The 16,318-nt window shown below is 70.2% G+C and carries 16 protein-coding genes and 1 pseudogene; 10 read left to right on the plus strand and 7 right to left on the minus strand.

Going from position 1 to position 16,318, the window contains the following annotated elements; genetic code table 11:
• Positions 1-63 precede the first annotated feature (63 nt).
• The 3 genes from VF522_RS17090 to VF522_RS17100 all read left to right on the plus strand — a co-directional run bounded on the left by VF522_RS17090 (position 64) and on the right by VF522_RS17100 (position 2,708).
• Positions 64-747, plus strand: coding sequence for a response regulator transcription factor (locus VF522_RS17090; RefSeq protein WP_330909502.1), 684 nt, complete (start codon positions 64-66; stop codon positions 745-747).
• Positions 737-1,993 (plus strand): HAMP domain-containing sensor histidine kinase, encoded by a 1,257-nt coding sequence (locus VF522_RS17095; RefSeq protein WP_330909503.1) that lies wholly within the window; start codon positions 737-739, stop codon positions 1,991-1,993. The genes VF522_RS17090 and VF522_RS17095 overlap by 11 nt, the downstream gene beginning before the upstream one ends.
• 127 nt (positions 1,994-2,120) lie before the next feature.
• The gene (locus VF522_RS17100) at positions 2,121-2,708 is read left to right on the plus strand and encodes a hypothetical protein (RefSeq protein WP_330909504.1); all 588 of its coding nucleotides are present in this window, start codon (positions 2,121-2,123) and stop codon (positions 2,706-2,708) included.
• 17 nt (positions 2,709-2,725) lie between these two features.
• On the opposite strand, the gene VF522_RS17105 is transcribed toward VF522_RS17100, so the two are convergent.
• From VF522_RS17105 to VF522_RS17115, 3 genes are all read right to left on the minus strand, one after another.
• Entirely contained in the window at positions 2,726-3,136 is a 411-nt protein-coding gene (locus VF522_RS17105; protein WP_330909505.1) for a YkvA family protein, read from the minus strand.
• Positions 3,137-3,178: 42 nt separating this feature from the next.
• Complete coding sequence (locus VF522_RS17110; protein ID WP_330909506.1) at positions 3,179-3,850, minus strand: phosphatase PAP2 family protein; 672 nt, start codon at positions 3,848-3,850, stop codon at positions 3,179-3,181.
• A gap of 113 nt (positions 3,851-3,963) precedes the next feature.
• The gene (locus tag VF522_RS17115) at positions 3,964-6,240 is read right to left on the minus strand and encodes a PhoX family phosphatase (protein ID WP_330909507.1); all 2,277 of its coding nucleotides are present in this window, start codon (positions 6,238-6,240) and stop codon (positions 3,964-3,966) included.
• 94 nt (positions 6,241-6,334) lie between these two features.
• Between VF522_RS17115 and VF522_RS17120 the strand changes: the two genes are divergently transcribed.
• Together VF522_RS17120 and VF522_RS17125 are read left to right on the plus strand one after the other, a co-directional pair.
• Positions 6,335-7,354, plus strand: a complete 1,020-nt coding sequence (locus VF522_RS17120; RefSeq protein WP_330909508.1) for a M14 family zinc carboxypeptidase — start codon at positions 6,335-6,337, stop codon at positions 7,352-7,354.
• Complete coding sequence (locus tag VF522_RS17125; protein ID WP_330909509.1) at positions 7,351-8,115, plus strand: alpha/beta hydrolase; 765 nt, start codon at positions 7,351-7,353, stop codon at positions 8,113-8,115. Before VF522_RS17120 ends, VF522_RS17125 begins: the two co-directional genes overlap by 4 nt.
• Here the strand turns inward: VF522_RS17125 and VF522_RS17130 are convergent.
• The 3 genes from VF522_RS17130 to VF522_RS17140 all read right to left on the minus strand — a co-directional run bounded on the left by VF522_RS17130 (position 8,112) and on the right by VF522_RS17140 (position 9,773).
• Positions 8,112-8,819 (minus strand): MIP/aquaporin family protein, encoded by a 708-nt coding sequence (locus tag VF522_RS17130; protein WP_330909510.1) that lies wholly within the window; start codon positions 8,817-8,819, stop codon positions 8,112-8,114. The two genes, VF522_RS17125 and VF522_RS17130, sit on opposite strands and share 4 nt — an antisense overlap.
• 1 nt (position 8,820) lies before the next feature.
• The gene (locus VF522_RS17135; RefSeq protein ID WP_330909511.1) at positions 8,821-9,309 is read right to left on the minus strand and encodes an arsenate reductase ArsC; all 489 of its coding nucleotides are present in this window, start codon (positions 9,307-9,309) and stop codon (positions 8,821-8,823) included.
• A 140-nt stretch (positions 9,310-9,449) separates the two neighbouring features.
• A complete protein-coding gene (locus VF522_RS17140; RefSeq protein ID WP_330909512.1) occupies positions 9,450-9,773 on the minus strand; it encodes a helix-turn-helix domain-containing protein in 324 nt (107 codons plus the stop codon).
• Between the two features lie 121 nt (positions 9,774-9,894).
• Here VF522_RS17140 and VF522_RS17145 point away from each other — a divergent pair, with 121 nt between their 5' ends.
• From VF522_RS17145 to VF522_RS17165, 5 genes and pseudogenes are all read left to right on the plus strand, one after another.
• Complete coding sequence (locus VF522_RS17145; RefSeq protein ID WP_330909513.1) at positions 9,895-10,722, plus strand: GNAT family N-acetyltransferase; 828 nt, start codon at positions 9,895-9,897, stop codon at positions 10,720-10,722.
• A complete protein-coding gene (locus VF522_RS17150) occupies positions 10,722-11,585 on the plus strand; it encodes a UDP-2,3-diacylglucosamine diphosphatase (RefSeq protein WP_330909514.1) in 864 nt (287 codons plus the stop codon). Before VF522_RS17145 ends, VF522_RS17150 begins: the two co-directional genes overlap by 1 nt.
• The gene (locus VF522_RS17155; RefSeq protein WP_330909515.1) at positions 11,582-12,664 is read left to right on the plus strand and encodes a glycosyltransferase family 1 protein; all 1,083 of its coding nucleotides are present in this window, start codon (positions 11,582-11,584) and stop codon (positions 12,662-12,664) included. Before VF522_RS17150 ends, VF522_RS17155 begins: the two co-directional genes overlap by 4 nt.
• 41 nt (positions 12,665-12,705) lie before the next feature.
• A pseudogene (locus VF522_RS17160) lies at positions 12,706-14,670 on the plus strand (polyphosphate kinase).
• Complete coding sequence (locus tag VF522_RS17165; protein WP_330909516.1) at positions 14,661-15,122, plus strand: SixA phosphatase family protein; 462 nt, start codon at positions 14,661-14,663, stop codon at positions 15,120-15,122. The pseudogene VF522_RS17160 and the gene VF522_RS17165 overlap by 10 nt, the downstream one beginning before the upstream one ends.
• A 24-nt stretch (positions 15,123-15,146) precedes the next feature.
• Here the strand turns inward: VF522_RS17165 and VF522_RS17170 are convergent.
• On the minus strand, positions 15,147-16,318 hold a 1,172-nt coding region (locus VF522_RS17170; protein WP_330909517.1), incomplete at its 5' end, for an exopolyphosphatase.

Here is a 16,318-nt window from a genome sequence, read left to right on the forward strand (position 1 = left end):
GCTGCGCCGGCGGCCGTTAAGCCGGCGTGAAGGCACGGCCGCTATGATGCCCCGCACCTCCCCATGCGCATCCTCGTCATCGAAGACAACGCGGACATCCTGGCGAACCTCTACGAGTTCCTGGAGCCGCTGGGCTACCGCATCGATTCCGCCCGCGCCGGACTCGCCGGCCTGGACCTGGCCGCGAAGGAACGCTTCGATGCGATCGTGCTGGACCTCATGCTGCCCGGCCTCGACGGACTGGAGGTCTGCCGCCGCCTGCGCAAGGTGCTGAGGCACGCCACGCCGGTGCTCATGCTGACCGCGCGCGACACGATCCAGGACAAGGTCCAGGGCTTCGATGCCGGGGCCGACGATTACCTCGTCAAGCCGTTCTCGCTGGTGGAGCTCGACGTTCGCCTGCGCGCGCTGAGCCGTCGCGCCCGCGGCGAGCAGGCGCCGGGCCCCTTGTGCTTCGCCGACGTCCGCTTCGATCCGCGCACCTTCGAGGCGACGCGCTCGGGCCGCCCGCTGCGGCTGACGCCCACCGGCTACAAGCTGCTGCAGGCGCTGATGCGCGCCGCGCCTGGCGTCGTCGGCCGGGCCGAGCTCGAGCACGAAGTCTGGGGCGACGATCCGCCGGACAGCGACGCGCTGCGCACCCACATCCACGCGCTGCGCATGGCGCTGGACAAGCCGTTCGCCACGCCCTTGCTGCGCACGCTTCCGGGCGTCGGTTACGCGCTCACCGAGGACCATGGCGCCTAGCCGTTCTCTGCGCACGCGCATCGTGCTGGCCTACCTGCTGCTGGCCGCGCTGCTGTGCGGCCTGTTCGGGGCGATCACGTATGTCAGCGTGCAGACGATCGAGGAGGTGTTGATCCGGGCGAAACTGGCCGATTCCGGCGACCGCATGATCGAGGACTATCTCCGTGGCGCGCCGGTGAAGCCCGACGACCCCGAAGTGCTGACCGGGGACCGCATGCCGCCCTGGTTGCAGCACGCGGAGCCCGGCGTCCACGAAGTCTCGCTCCATGGGCAGACCTACCACGTGCTCGTCCGCGACCACGAGGGCCGCCGCTTTGCCGTCGTGCACGACGACAGCGCATTCGAGCAGATCGAAACCTACGTGGCCATCGCGTTCGCCGCGGCCTGCGCCGTGTGCCTGCTCGCGGCGTTCCTCTTCGGCAGCGCCACGGCGAGCCGCGTCATCCGGCCCGTCACCGAGCTGGCCGACGCGGTGCGCGAGGACCGCCTCGCCGGCTTGGCCGCGCTGGATTCGGTCGACGAACTCGGCGTGCTCGCGCGGACGTTCGCGGCCCGCAGCGACGAGATGCAGCGCTTCCTGCTGCGCGAACAGTTCTTCACGGGGGACGTCAGCCACGAGTTGCGCACGCCGCTCACCGTCATCCTCGGCGGCGCGGAACTGCTGCAGGCCCGGCTGGCGGACCGCCCCGACCTGTTGCCCGCCGTCGAGCGCATCCGCCGGACCGCGGTGGAGACGGCGCAGCGCGTGAGCGCCTTGCTCCTGCTGTCGCGGTCGCCCGCGGACATCGAAGCGCCGCGGGTGGAGTTCGCTTCCATCGTCGAACAGGAGATCGAGCGCTGCCGGCCGCTGCTGCGGGACAAGCCGGTGCGGCTCGTGTTCACGCAGTCGGCGACGCCCTTCGTTCAAGGCCCGCCGGAGTTGATCGGCATCGCCGTGGACAACCTGCTGCGCAACGCCTGCCGGTTCACGGAGGAGGGCGAAGTGCGCATCACCCTCGAAGAGGGCCGGCTGGTGGTCGAAGACACCGGTCCGGGCCTGCCCACCGAGTTGCGCGAGAAGATCTTCGAGCGTTTCGTGCGGGCCGCGCCGGAGGCGGTGCCGGGCACGGGCCTGGGCCTCGCGATCGTGCAGCGCGTGTGCGAGCACCTCGGCTGGACGGTCGGGGCCGGGTCTTCGCCCTCGGGCGGCAGCCGCTTCGTGCTGGCCTTCCCGGACGCCTTCCCGGACGCCTTCACGCGGCCTTAACCCCCGCTGCTGCAGGATCGCGCCGTCCGCGGCCCGCGGCCGTGAACCGCGACCCTGCCGAATGTCCCATCACCCCGCCCACGTCCTTCCTGTCGCCCCCGCAAGCTCGCCGCCCTGGCGTTCCCCGTTGCATGACAGCGTCGAAGTGGCGGTCGTCGCGGGCGGCCTGGTCGTGCTCGCCCTGATCGCCGTCGATCCCCGGGCCTTCGGCGCGCTGGACGGCGTCCACCGCCAGATCGAGCAATGGATGGACGTCCATCGCTGCGTCGAGATGACCCGCTGGATGTATCTGGTGGCCAAGGCGCATTCGGTAGTCCCGCTCTCGCTCGGGGCGTGGTTCCTGGCCTTCTGGCTGGTCTGGCGGGGCGAGTGGCGCTGGCTCGTGTGCCTCTTCGCCGTGATGTCGGTCCTCCTGGTGGGCGGCGCGCTGGGCGCCCCGGCTGGCCCGGTCTGGGGCGCGACCCTGGCCCACGGATTCGTCGCCATCCTGGTTTTCGCGCGCAGCAACCGCCTCGCGGTTCGCGTCCCGGTCGCCTGCGCGGCGCTGGCCTTCGTCCTGGCTGCGGGTGCCAGCGGCATCTATTTCGCCGGACACCTCACGGACATGCTGGCGGCTTCGGCGTTCGCGCTGGCTTTGCTCGTGTGCTGCGTGGGCCTGGTCCACGCGCCCGGCTTCGAGCGCACGCTGCGGCGGCTGTGGAGCCGGCAGGACTGAGTTTCAGCGCCTCGGGATCACCGGCCCGGCCACCAGCTGCCGTCCCTCAGGAACCACCAGCCCGATGCGGCGATCGCGGCGACCCAGATCGCGACGATCACGGCGGCGCCGACCACGCTCTTCGGCCTGGCCTTGCCTTCGGCCAGCCATTGGTCCGCCTTCACCCGGCACTCCTCCACGACCGCGGGCGGCAGCATGCGGATCGTGAGCCAGATGAGCGCCGGCAACAGGAGGACGTCGTCCAGGTAACCGAGGACGGGAATGAAATCGGGGATGAGGTCGATCGGGCTGAGGGCATAGCCCACCACGAACAGACCGAGTGCCTTGGCGTACCACGGCGTGGCCGGGTGGGACGCCGCGTACCGGAGGGTCATGCCATCGCGCTTGATGCGCCGCGCCCAGGCCTTGCTCGATTCGATGAACCCCACGCGGCCCTTTCTTCTACCTTTGCGGGCTCGAATGTAGCTTGATCAGCGGCTCGACATGCGCCGTGCGGCCAGCACTCCGGCCAAAAACCAGCATCCCGCCAGCAACAGGCCACCGATCACGTCGCTGGCGTGGTGCAGGCCCAGCATGACGCGGCTGCCTGCGACGAGCACGACCAGCAGGGTGGCCGCCACTGCTGCAAGCCATCGCGTGGCCGGCCGGGCGTCGCGCGCGAGCACATAGGCGAGGAAGCCGTAGCCCGCCAGCGCCGCGACGGCGTGGCTGCTCGGGAAGGACGGGGAGGAAGCGGCGAAGCCCTCGATGAATTCGGGGCGCGGCCGTGCGACCAGCACTTTCACGGCCCAGGCACTCACGCCCGAACACGCGAGCACGCCCCAGAAGACCGCGGCGAGCCGCCAGCGCCGCTGCAGCGCGAGGCACGCGCTGGCGAGCGCTCCCGCCAGCACGACCCCATTGCCGCTGCCCAGGACCGTCAGCAGGGCGAAGGAGGCCAGCAGCCCAGGGCTGCGATACGGGGAAAGCAGGGCCGCGGCGGCTTCGTCGAAGGGCAGCGCTCCGCGGCTGCCTCCCACCTGCACGCAGAGCAGCAGGAACAGCACGGCACAGAAGAGACTTGCCGCCAGCAAGGGCGACCAGGCCGCGCGCACGCGAAGCGCGGGTCGGTGCAGCCCGGAATCCAGGAACGTTGCCGGCATGGGGTCTTCTTCTCCTTCTGGCCCAACTGTCCGCAGTCATCCTTAAAACCGCATTAAGGCACGGAGGTCCCGTGCGCCGCGCGGGACCTCCGTCCTCCGCCTCCCTTTTTTTGTCAGAAGTTGTTGAGGACCGCCGTGCCGTCCACGCCGATCAGGCCGCCGTCGTCGCGCGTCACCACGATGGTCGCCGAGCGCGGTCGCGCGGTGGCGCCGCCCGCGCCGTAGCCCGCATTGCCCGGCCAGTGGCTCAGGTACATCGCGGGATTGCCGATGTTAGCCTTGCTGATGGTCTCGCCGGGATGCTGGATGTTGACGAACAGCGCGCGGCCGTCCGGCGTCTCGGTGATGCCGGTGATCTCGCAGTCGATGGGGCCGACCAGGAAGCGGCGCAGCGTGTCCAGCGTCGGCCTGGCGCCCACGCGCGTCTGCACGGTCAGCGTGCTGCCGTCCAGTTTCGTGTAGTTGATGGCCTGCACCGCGCCGTCGCCGAGGCGGCCCGGCAGTCCGATCAGCAGCATGCAGTTGGTCACGTCGGTGTAGGCGCCGTCGTCCGTCTCGACCATCACCACGCCGGTCTTCTGGCTGAAGCGGATGCCGTCGGGGCTGGAGAAGTCGTTGTCCGCGGTCAGCGCCGACAGGTTGATCTTCGTCTGGTCCATGCCGGCTTCGGCGCCGAACAGGTAGATGTCCCAGGTGAAGGTGGTGGCCGCGCTCTCGTCGCCGGTTTCGCGCACGCGAAGGATGTGGCCGTTGATGTTGCCGGGCGTAGCGGGCGCCGTGGGCGCATCGGTGTAGGAGCGGGGATTGACCGCGTCCACGCCGTGCTGCGAGCCGGTGGGCTCCACCTTGCGGTTGCTGTTGTTCGTGAGGGTCACGTACAGCTCGCCCGTCACCGGATGCACCGCGCTCCACTCGGGACGGTCCATCTTCGTCGCGCCGACCGCGTCGGCGGCGATCCGGGCGTTCACCAGCACGTCGGCCTGGTCGGCGAAGGCATAGGTCGCGTAGCCGGCGATCGCCGGGTTGGCGATGTTCAGTTCGATCCAGCTGCCGCTGCCGTCGGCGTTGAACTTCGCCACGTACAGCTTGCCGGCGTCGAGATACTTGTCGCCGGTGGTGATGCGGTTGGCCGGGTTGGCATCGGCCGCGTTCCAGGCGGCCGTCGACACGAACTTGTAGACGTACTCGCCGCGCGAGTCGTCGCCCATGTACACGGCCAGCGGCTTGCCGGCCACCTGCAGGCCGAACACGCCCATCTCGTGGGCGAAGCGGCCGAGCGCGGTGCGCTTGCGGATCGCCTGCACCTTGTCGTACGGATCCACCTCGATCATGTAGCCGTAGGTGTTCATCTCGTTGCGGTAGTCGTCGGTGCCGTCCGCGGACGCACCGGTCTGGCTGATGTTCCAGCGCACGAAGCGGTCGTCCGCGCCGGCGGTCTCCCAGCCGTGGCGGCTGGCGGCGCCCTGGTTCTTGCCGTAGCGGCGCAGCGAGACGACGCCCTTCGCGGCGGCACCGCCACGCGCGGTGTCGTCGGTGGCGGAGCGGAAGAAGTAGTTGACCCAGTTCTCCTCGCCGGAGAAGTAGGTGCCCCAGGGCGTGAAGCTCGCGCCGCAGTTGTTGATCGTGCCGCGCGTCTGCGTGCCGGCGATCGAATGCTTCGTCTTGAGCAGCGCGTGCCCGCGCACGGGGCCGGTGAGCTCCATGGGCGTGAGCGGCGTCACGCGGCGGTTGTACGCCGAGTCCTTCTGGTACGCGTAGCCGGGCGCCTTGCGCACTTCGACGAAGGTCAGGCCGTGCACTTCCATTTCCTTGTCGGCTTCCGCCGGCGGACGCGGATTCGCCGTGACGCCCGCGACGTGCAGGAACTGGTCGGTGGTCGCCTCGTGGTTGATGCCCAGGATGCCGCGCTCCGAACCGGTGGCGAGGCGCGCGGTGCCGGCCGCGTCCAGGCCGAACCACTCGAGGCCGTCGTGGTGGTCGCCGGCACGGTCGCCGAAGCCGGTGTCGCTGCCGTCGTTGGCATAGGCCGGCGTCGCCGACGTGAGCGGATCGCCGAGCGCGTACAGCACGGACGCGGTATAGCCGGCCGGCACGGTGACGCGATCGTCCTTGTTCTTCGCCACCGGGGCGAAGCTGAGTTTCAGGGGCGTGGGACCGGACGTGGCAGGTGCCGGCGCGGGAGCTGCCGCCGCACCGCCGCCGCCGCCGCCGCAGGCCGCGAGGGAGCCGAACACCGCGGCGCCCGCCGAGCCCACGCCGACGCGCAGCATGTTGCGGCGGGACAGGCGCTGCTCGAGCACGTCCAGCAGCGACGGGTTGCCGCTGGTGTTGGCGTTTTCTTCGTCCGCCGCGTGCAGCGCGGCGAGTTCGTTCTTCGTTTGTGCGTTCATGGGGTGGTATGGGGGAAGGGGTTGCGAACGCCGGGCAGCTTAGGCAACGCACATGGCAGCTTCATGACACGCACTTCGACTATCCTGCGCACCCGTGCACGACCCTGGACTACCGGAACTCGAGGAACTCGAACGCGTGATCGCGCTGGGCGGCAGCCATCTTCACTGCGACGTGGCGTGCGAGGTGGAGCACGCGGGCCGGCGTCTGCCGGTGCATGCGATCACGCTCGGCAATCCCGATCCTTCCGTACCGGCCGTCGCCTATTTCGGCGGCGTGCACGGGCTCGAGCGCATCGGCGCGCGCGTGGTGACGGCCTACCTGCACAACCTGGTCACGCGGCTCGCGTGGGACACGTCCTTGCGCCAGACGCTCGACCAAGTGCGCGTGCTGTTCATGCCGCTGGTCAATCCCGGCGGCATGGCCGCCGGCACGCGGGCCAATCCCCGCGGCGTGGACCTGATGCGCAACGCGCCCGTCGATGCGCAGGAGCGCACGCCGTGGCTGATCTCCGGGCAACGCATCAGCTCCGTGCTGCCCTGGTACCGGGGGGCGTACGGCACGCCGATGGAAGCGGAGAGCGCTGCACTGTGCGAGCGGGTGCGGCGCGAGCTGCAGGGGCGGCCGCTCGGCATCGCACTCGATTGCCACTCCGGATTCGGCATGCGCGACCGCGTGTGGTTCCCCTTCGCGCACCGGCGCGCGCCGACGCGGGCGCTGCCGGAACTGCATGCGCTGCACGACATCTACGTGCGCAGCCACGCGCACCACAACTACGTGATCGAACCGCAGAGCGCGCAATACCTCGCGCACGGCGACCTGTGGGACCACCTGGTGATGACCGCGCCGGCCGAAGGCGTGTTCCTGCCGCTCACGCTGGAGATGGGCTCGTGGCTGTGGGTGAAGAAGAACCCGCGCCAGCTGTTCTCGCGCGCCGGCATCTTCAATCCGCTGATCGCGCACCGCGAACAGCGCGTGCTGCGCCGGCACCTGCCGTTGCTCGATTTCGTGCTGCGCGCGGCCGCCGGCCAGGCCCTGTGGCTGCCGCAGGGCGAGGCGCGCGAGGACCACCGGCGGCGCGCCCTGGAACTCTGGTACCGGGGGCAGCCTGGATGACGACCTGGGTGCTGCTGCGCGGGCTGGCGCGCGAGTCGCGCCACTGGGGCCGCTTCCTCGCCATGCTGCGTGAGGCCGTGCCCGCCGGCGACCGCGTCGTCGCCATCGACCTGCCGGGCAACGGCAGGCGCTTTCGCGAGCGCAGCGCCGCGAGCGTGCCCCGCATCGCGGAAGCCGCGCGCCTGCAATTGGCGAAGGACAGCGATGCGCGGCCTCCATACCTGCTGCTCGCGCTGTCGCTGGGCGGCATGGTGGCGGTGCAGTGGGCGCTGCAGGATCCGTCCGCAGTGCGCGGCTGCATCCTGGTCAACAGCAGCATGCGTGGTTTGTCGCAGCCCTGGCAGCGGCTGCGGCCGGCCGCTTTGCTCCAGTTGCTGGCGACCCTGGCCGGTCCCACGCCGCTCGCGCGGGAGCGCCGCATCGTGCGGCTCACGAGCAATCGCGAACCGGACGACGCCGTCGCCGCGGCCTGGGCGGACTACGCCGCGGCCCGCCCGGTCACGCACGGCAACATGCTGCGGCAGTTGTTGGCCGCCGCGCGCTTTCGCGCGCCCGAGGCCGCACCCGCCGTCCCCTTGCTGCTCCTGGCCTCGCGCGGCGACCGCCTCGCCTCGGTGGAATGCTCGCGCGCGATGGCCCGAGCCTGGCTTGCGCCACTGCGCGAGCATCCGGATGCGGGACACGATCTCACGCTCGACGAGCCGGCCTGGGTCGTCGCGCAGGCGCTGGCCTGGTCGCGCGCGCTGCCGGCGGAGCCTTAGGGAGTGTTGCGTTCGACCTGCGCCGGCGCAGCTTCCTGCACGCTCGTGGCGTCGCCGGCCGTGCCAAGCAGCCGGTGCATGCCGACCGCGGCTACCGCCCCCGCCAGCTGCGCCAGCACGAAACCGGGAACGCTCGCCGGTGCAATGCCGGCGAAGCTGTCGCTGAACATGCGCCCGAAGGCGGCTGCGGGATTGGCAAAGGAGGTCGACGCGGTGAACCAGTAGGCCGCGCCGATGTAGGCCGCGACCATGGCGGCGACGCGCGAGGCGGGCGCGCGCAGGATGACCAGCAGCAGGCCGAAGGTGGCGACCCCCTCGGCGAGCCACTGTCCCGGGCCGGAACGGACCTTGGCCGAGAACTGCAGGATGGACAGGTCGAACATCGCATGGGCCAGCCAGGCCCCCAGCATCGCGCCCAGCAGCTGGCAGGCGACATAGGGTGCGAGCAGCGACGGGGGCAGGTGGCCGCGCCACGCCATCACCAGCGAGACCGCGGGATTGAAATGCGCCCCGCCGATGGGCCCGAGCATTTCGATCAGGATGTACAGGCCGCCGACCGTGGCCAGCGTGTTGGCGAGCAGCGCGACGGCGACGTTGCCGCCCGCGAGCCGCTCGGCCATGATGCCGGAGCCGATCACGACGGCGAGCAGCAGCGCGGTGCCGAGCAGCTCCGAAACGAGTTTCTGGCGCAGGGTGGACGCCATGTCAGCTCCTGGAGATCGCGACGAGCGCGGCCTGCAGTTCGGCGTCGCTCATCCGGTCGAACGGCAGTTGCGCCAGTTGCAGCATGCGGTAGCCGATCGCCTGGCGGGTGAGTTCGAAAGCCTGGGCCTTGCCGGCATCCGGCGCGTTCGACGGGTCCGGATAGCCCCAATGCACTTTCACCGGACTGCCCGGCCAATAGGGACATTGCTCCGCGGCGGCACTGTCGCACACCGTGATCACCACCCGCATCTGCGGCGCGCCGGGCTGCGTGAACTCGTCCCAGCTCTTGCTGCGGAACTCCGCGGTGTCCACGCCCGCCGCGGAGAGCGCCTCGATCGCATGCGGGTTGATGCGGCCGCTCGGCGCGCTGCCGGCGCTGTACGCGTGCACGTCCTTGCCGGACCGGGCGGCCCAATGATTGAGCATGCCCTCCGACAGGACGCTGCGCGCGGAATTGTGGGTGCAGAGGATCAGGACGTTGGTGGTCATGGCAGGGGAATATCCCGGACGGGTTTCTGGATCGGGTTGCCTAGCAGCAGGAGGAACCGGCCTTCACCGGGATCCCCACGGGCTTGCCGCGAGGCGCGCAGCACGGCGACGCCTCCGGGACTCCTTGGTCGACGTGAGGGTCATTTCTTGCAGGATGCTGCCGGCGTGGCGACGCATGCCACGCCCTGGCAGCAGTTCTCGGTGAGGTAGGCCACGAGGCCGTTCATCTCCTCGTAGACGGCGCGGTACATCAGGTTGCGGCTGGCGCGTTCGGCGCGCACCAGCCCCGCGTTGGCGAGCTCCTTCAGGTGGAAGGACAAGGTCGTCGCAGGAATGCCCAGGCCTTCCTGCATCACGCCCGGCGTCAGCCCTGCCGGGCCGGAGACCATCAGCGCGCGGAAGATGCGCAGCCGCACCGGGTGGGCCAGGGCTGCCAGCGCAGCCACCACATCGCGTTCGTCCATTCGGCGACTATACCAAGATATTGGAAGTGTCGAATACGCCACTGTCATGCGAGTGCCATCGAAGTGACACGCGGAGGTCACCTTCCTCCTGAACACTGGCGCCATCCAGGAAGGAGACCCCATGAACGAACTGCCGACCCCCACGCTGCCCCTGTCCCCGGTGAGCTTGCCCAGGGGGTCGCTTCATCGCCCTTCGGATGCTCCGCAAGCTGGGGACCGCACTGGCGGCATCCGCGTCACGTGGGCTCGCCACCTCGATGAAGTTCGCGAAGCCCAGCGCCTGAGATACGCGATCTTCTCCGGCGAGATGGGCGCTCGCCTGGACACCCGCATCCCCGGCCACGACACCGACCTGTTCGACGAGTATTGCGAACACCTGCTGGTGCGCGACGAGGTCACCAACGAAGTGGTGGGTACGTACCGCGTGCTCACGCCCGCCCAGGCGCGCCTGGTCGGCAGCTTCTACAGCGACACCGAATTCGATCTCTGGCGTCTGCGCGCCCTGCGCGAACGCATGGTGGAACTCGGACGCAGCTGCGTGCACCCGGACCACCGGCAGGGCGGCGTGATCCTGGCGCTGTGGACGGCCCTGGGCGGCTTCATGCAGCGCAACGGCCTGGACACCATGATCGGCTGCGCCAGCATCCCCATGCTGCACAACGGCGTGGTGAGCGGCGACGCGGCGGCCAGCGTTTGGCACCAGTTGAAGCAGACGCACCTGGCCCCGATCGACTGCCAGGTGACTCCCCGGCTGCCGCTGCCCGTCGACCGGCTCGACTGCACCCTGCAGATGGAGCCGCCGGCCCTGATCAAGGGCTACCTGAGGCTCGGCGCCAGGGTGCTCGGCGCGCCGGCCTGGGACCCGGACTTCAACACCGCGGACCTGCCGATGATGATGCGGATCCAGGACCTGCCCGCGCGCTACCGCAAGCACTTCCTGGGGGCCTGATGCGAACCACCTTCGACGCCCTGGGTCCCCTGCTGGCCGGCCTCGACGGCCCCGCGGAGGACGATCGCGAAGAAAGTCTCCATCGCCGCCGCTATCGCAGCATCTTCATCTCCGACATCCACCTCGGCACCGCCGGCTGCCAGGCCGGGCCGCTGCTGGATTTCCTCAAGGCCCATCCCAGCGACCACCTGTACCTGGTGGGCGACATCATCGACGGCTGGCAGCTGCGCAAGCGCTGGTACTGGCCGCAGTCGCACAACGACGTGGTGCAGAAGCTGCTGCGCCGCGCGCGCAAGGGCTGCCGCGTCGTCTACGTGCCGGGCAACCACGACGAGTTCGCCCGCCAGTTCGCCGGCCAGCATTTCGGCGGGATCGAAGTGGCGCAGGAAGCGGTGCACGTCACCGCTGCCGGCCAGCGGCTGTGGATCGTGCACGGCGATCATTTCGACGGCGTGATCCAGTGCGCGAAGTGGCTCGCCTACGTGGGCGACAGCCTCTACGAATTCACGTTGCGCATGAACCGGCACCTCAACTCGCTGCGCGCCCGGCTCGGCCTGCCGTACTGGTCGCTGTCGGCCTACCTGAAGCACAAGGTGAAGAAAGCGCTCAACTACGTGACCGACTTCGAGGTGGCGGTCGCCGCCGAGGCGCGCCGCCGCGGCCACCAGGGCGTGGTCTGCGGCCACATCCACCGCGCCGAGATGCGCGACATCGGCGGCGTGCTCTATTGCAACGACGGCGACTGGGTGGAAAGCCGCACCGCGCTGGTGGAGCACCTCGATGGCCGCCTCGAACTCGTGCAGTGGCCGCCGCTGCTGCCGGCCGCCCCCGCGGGCCGCGCCGCGCTGGTGGAGGCCGCATGAAGATCACCATCGTCACCGACGCCTGGCTGCCGCAGGTCAACGGCGTCGTCACCACCCTGGTGGAACTGGTGCGCGAACTGCGCGCCACGGGCCACCAGGTGCAGGTGATCGATCCGGGGCAGTTCCGCACCCGGCCTTGCCCCGGCTACGCGGGCATCGACCTGGCCATCGCTCCGTCGCGCGGCGTCACCGAAAAGCTCGATGCCTTCCTGCCCGATGCGATCCACCTCGCGACCGAAGGGCCGCTCGGGTGGGCGGCGCGGCGCTACTGCATCAAGCGCAAGCTCGCCTTCACCACCGCGTTCCACACCAAGTTCCCGGAGATCGTCCACGCCGCCATCAAGGTGCCGCTGCGGTTCGGCTATGCGGTGATGCGCCACTTCCACGCGCCGTCTTCGGGCGTGATGGTGCCCACGCCCAGCGTGCTGGAGATGCTGCGCGCGCGCGGCTTCGCCAACCTGCGGGAATGGACGCACGGCGTGGACACCGGGCTGTTCGAGTTCCACCCGGTGGCACGCACGTACCCCGGACTGGGCGAGGTGCGCCGGCCCGTGTCGCTGTTCGTGGGCCGCGTGTCGTACGAGAAAAACATCGCCGCCTTCCTGAAGATGCCATTCCCCGGGACCAAGATCGTGTGCGGCGTCGGGCCGGTGGAAGCGCAGCTCAAGGCGCAGCATCCCGAAGTGCGCTGGGTGGGCCTGCTGCCGCGGGAGGAACTGGCGAAACTCTACGCGTCGGCCGACGTGTTCGTGTTCCCCAGCCTGGCGGACACCTTCGGCCTGGTGATGGTCGAGGCGATGGCCTGCGGCACGCCGGTGGCGGCGTTTCCCGCCGACGGCCCGCTGACCGTGCTCGGCCGCACCCGCGAAGACGGCAGCGGCAGCCTGGGCGGGGCGATGCACGAGGACCTGCAGAAAGCCTGCTTCGCCGCGCTGTCGGTCTCCCGCTTCGATGCCAGGGAGCGCGCGCTCGACTTCAGCTGGAAGCAGGCGGCCCACCTGTTCGCCGATTTCCTGGTGCCCGCGCGGCAGGCGCGGGCACCCGGCGGGAACGCGGCCGTTGTCACGCAACCGTCATAGGGTGCCGCGACACTGTCACGGTTCCGTCATCCCTCCCTCCGCTGACCCATGTGCGACGCCGTTCCCGCGGTGGTGCCGTACCTCGATCGTGACCACAGCATCCTCGCCTTCAACGAGCGGGTGCTGGACTGGGCCGCGCGTTCGAAGGTGCCGCTGCTCGAGCGCCTGCGTTACCTGACCATCGTTTCGTCGAACCTCGACGAGTGGTTCGAGGTGCGCGCCGCCGCGCACGTGAGCGCCGCGCTGGCGGGAGAGCACGACGGGCTGTACACGGTCGGCAGCTTCGAGCGTCTCTCCGACTACGCGCACCGGCTGGTCGAACGCCAGTACGCGCTTTACAACGACGAACTCCTGCCCGCCTTTGCCCGCCATCGCATCGCGATCGTGTCGCACGGCGAGCGCAGCGCGCGCCAGAAGGAGTGGGTGCGCGACTATTTCGAACGCGAAGTGCGGCCGCTGCTCATCCCCGTCGGACTCGATCCGGCGCATCCCTTTCCGCAGGTCGCCAACAAGTCCCTCAACTTCATCGTGCGCCTCTCGGGCAAGGACGCATTCGGCCGCGAGAACGAGATCGCGATCGTCAAGGTGCCGCGGGTGCTTCCGCGGCTGATCCCGATGCCGGCGGAAGTGGCGGGAAAGCGCCGGCTGCTGGTGTCGCTGTCCAGCGTGATCCGCGCCCACCTCGATTCGCTGTTCCCCGGCCGGGAGGTCGGCCAGTTCTCGCAGTTCCGGGTGACCCGCCACTCGGACCTCGCGGTCGGCGAGGAGGACGTGCGCAACCTGCGCACCGCGCTGCGCCTGGGCCTGCAGCAGCGGCACTACGGCCAGGCGGTGCGGCTGGAGGTCTCCGCCGGCTGCTCCGAGCACCTGTCGGATTTCCTCCTGCGACAGTTCGGCCTGCCAGCGGGCGCGCTCTTTCGCGTGCACGGGCCGGTGAACCTGGTGCGGCTGCAGCAGATGATCGCGCTGGTCGAGGACCCGAAGCTGCTGTTTCCCGTCTACACGCCGAGCTATCCGCGCGGCCTGGTGCCGGGACGCGCGATCTTCCCGCAGCTGAAGCGCGGCTGCTGCGGGAAGCGGTGCGCCGGGGCAAGGAGGTCACCCTCGTCGTGGAGCTCAAGGCCCGCTTCGACGAGGAGGCCAACATCAACTGGGCCGAGGCGCTGGAGGCGGTGGGCGCGCAGGTCGTCTATGGCGTGGTGGGCCTGAAGACGCACGCCAAGATGCTGCTGGTGACGCGGCGCGAGCGCACGGGCCTGGCCCGCTACGCGCACCTCTCGACGGGCAACTACAACCCGCGCTCGGCGCGCCAGTACACCGACCTCAGCCATCTCACGGCGGATCCGCAGCTCACCTGGGACGTCGAGCAGGTCTTCGTGCACCTCGCCAGCCAGAGCAGGTTGCCCAAGCTGCACCACGTATGGACCGCGCCCTTCCACCTGCACCGGCGGCTGGCGGAGCGGGTCGATCTCGTCGGGATGGCGGCCGCTTCGGGCCTGGACGCGCGCATCGTGCTGAAGGTCAACGCGCTGACCGACGAACAGCTCATGGAGGCGCTGGTGCGGGCGGCGCGCCGCGGCGCGCGCATCGACCTGATCGTGCGCGGCGCCTGCATGCTGCCCGCCAACGTGCCGGGGCTCAGCGAGAACATCCGGGTGCGCTCGATCGTCGGCCGCTTCCTGGAGCATTCGCGCGTCTTCTACTTCCGCGCCGGCGCCGAGGAGAGCCTGTACCTCTCGAGCGCGGACTGGATGAACCGCAACATGCTGCGCCGCGTGGAGCTCGCCTGGCCGGTGCTGGATGCGCGGCTGCGCCAGCGCATCGTGGACGAATGCCTGGTGGCGAGCCTGCACGACGCCCGCGACGCCTGGGACCTGCAGCCGGACGGCACCTACCGGCGCATCGACGGAGCGGAGGACGGCCGGGCCGACGGCGCGCAGGCGGCGCTCATGCAACGTTATGGCGTCCCGCCGGGCGACGAGGAGGAGCCGAGATCATGGAACTGATCCTGTGGCGCCATGCCGAAGCCGAGGACGAGCGCGAGGGCCTGCCGGACCTGCAACGGGCGCTCACCGCGCGCGGGCAGAAACAGGCGGCGCGCATGGCCGCGTGGCTGGATCGCTTCCTCCCGGACGGCACGCGCATCTTCTGCAGCCCCGCCGTGCGCTGCGAACAGACGGTGCTCGCGCTCGGCCGCAAGTACCGGCTGCGCGAATCCCTGCAGCCGGGCGCCACGCCCGCGGACCTGCTGGAGGCCGCGCAGTGGCCGGCCGCCAAGCAGCCGGTGATGATCGTCGGCCACCAGCCGGTGCTCGGCGAGACGATCGCGCAGCTGCTGAAGATCGACAGCGGCCAGTGCACGATCCGCAAGGGCGGCGTGTGGTGGCTGCGCCCGCGCGAACGCGAAGGCGAGGAGCAGGTGGTGGTCTGCTCCGTGCAGTCGCCGGAGATCCTCTAGGCCTTCGCGGGCCGCCGGCCGCCTTCAGGCGAGGCGCAGCGCCCGCGGCGTCTTCTGCCAGGCCACCACGTCCTCCCGCAGCAGGTGGGCCGACTGCGGATAGGCCGTGGTCCAGGCGGATGGAACCGCGAGCGTCAGCACGGAGCCGGAGGAGACGAGGCGCAACCCCCGCAGGTCGGGGTCGCGCCGGGCATGGCACAGGATCACGGCCAGCCGCAGGCAGGCGAGCTGCTGCGCGAACAGGTCGTCGCCCAGGTCGGCTTCCAGCTTGCGCAGCTTGCCGCGATGGCCCAGCACCAGCAGCCCGAGCCGGTGCAGCTCCGGCTGCGTGAAGCCGGGCGCGTCGACGTTGTCGAGGATGTAGGCGCCGTGCTTGTGGGAGTCGCTGTGCGAGACCAGGTTGCCGATCTCGTGCAGGCTTGCGGCCCAGCCCAGGTTGCGTTCGTGCCGCGCGAGCACGTCGGGCCGGTCCTGGGCGCGCAACTGGCGAAGGAAATGGCCTGCCACCCGGCCGACGCGCTGCGCCTGCGCCGCATCCGCCCCGAACCGCGACATGAGTCCACGCACGGTCTCCGTTCGCACGTCGGTGTCGGCATGCTCCCGATCCAGCAGGTCGAACAGCAGCCCGTGGCGCAACGCGCCCTGGGCCGCCTGCATGCGCTCGATGCCCAGCAGAGAGAACACCGCGCGCAGCACGCTGACGCCGCCGCCGATCACGGGGCGGCGATCGTCTTTCAGGCCCGGCAGGCGCACGCGGTCCGCGCTGCGGGCCTGCAGCAGCTCGCCGTACAGCCAGTCGAGCCCGGCGCGGCTCACTTCGCCGCGCGCCTGGCCTGCCAGGGTGAGGACGTCGGCGACCGCGCCGATGGTCCCGGAGGAGCCGTACGCCACCTCCCACCGTTGCGGCGTATACACCGTGAGCGCCTCGTCGAGGACCGCCTGCGCCGCGATCTCCGCGCGCTCGAAGGCGGAGGCGGTGAACTGGCCATCGGCGAAGTACTTCATGGACCAGGCCACGCTGCCGACCCGGTAGGATTCCATGGTGCGCGCCTCCAGCCCCTTGCCGAGGATCATCTCGGTGGAGCGCCCGCCGATGTCCACCACCAGCCGGCGTTCGTCGGACTGCGGCAGCAGGTGAGCCACGCCCTGGTAAATCAGGCGGGCTTCTTCACGGCCGGGGATTACATCGATGGGAA

This window comes from Ramlibacter sp. (genome assembly GCF_036383835.1).
Classification (GTDB): Bacteria; Pseudomonadota; Gammaproteobacteria; order Burkholderiales; family Burkholderiaceae_C; genus Ramlibacter.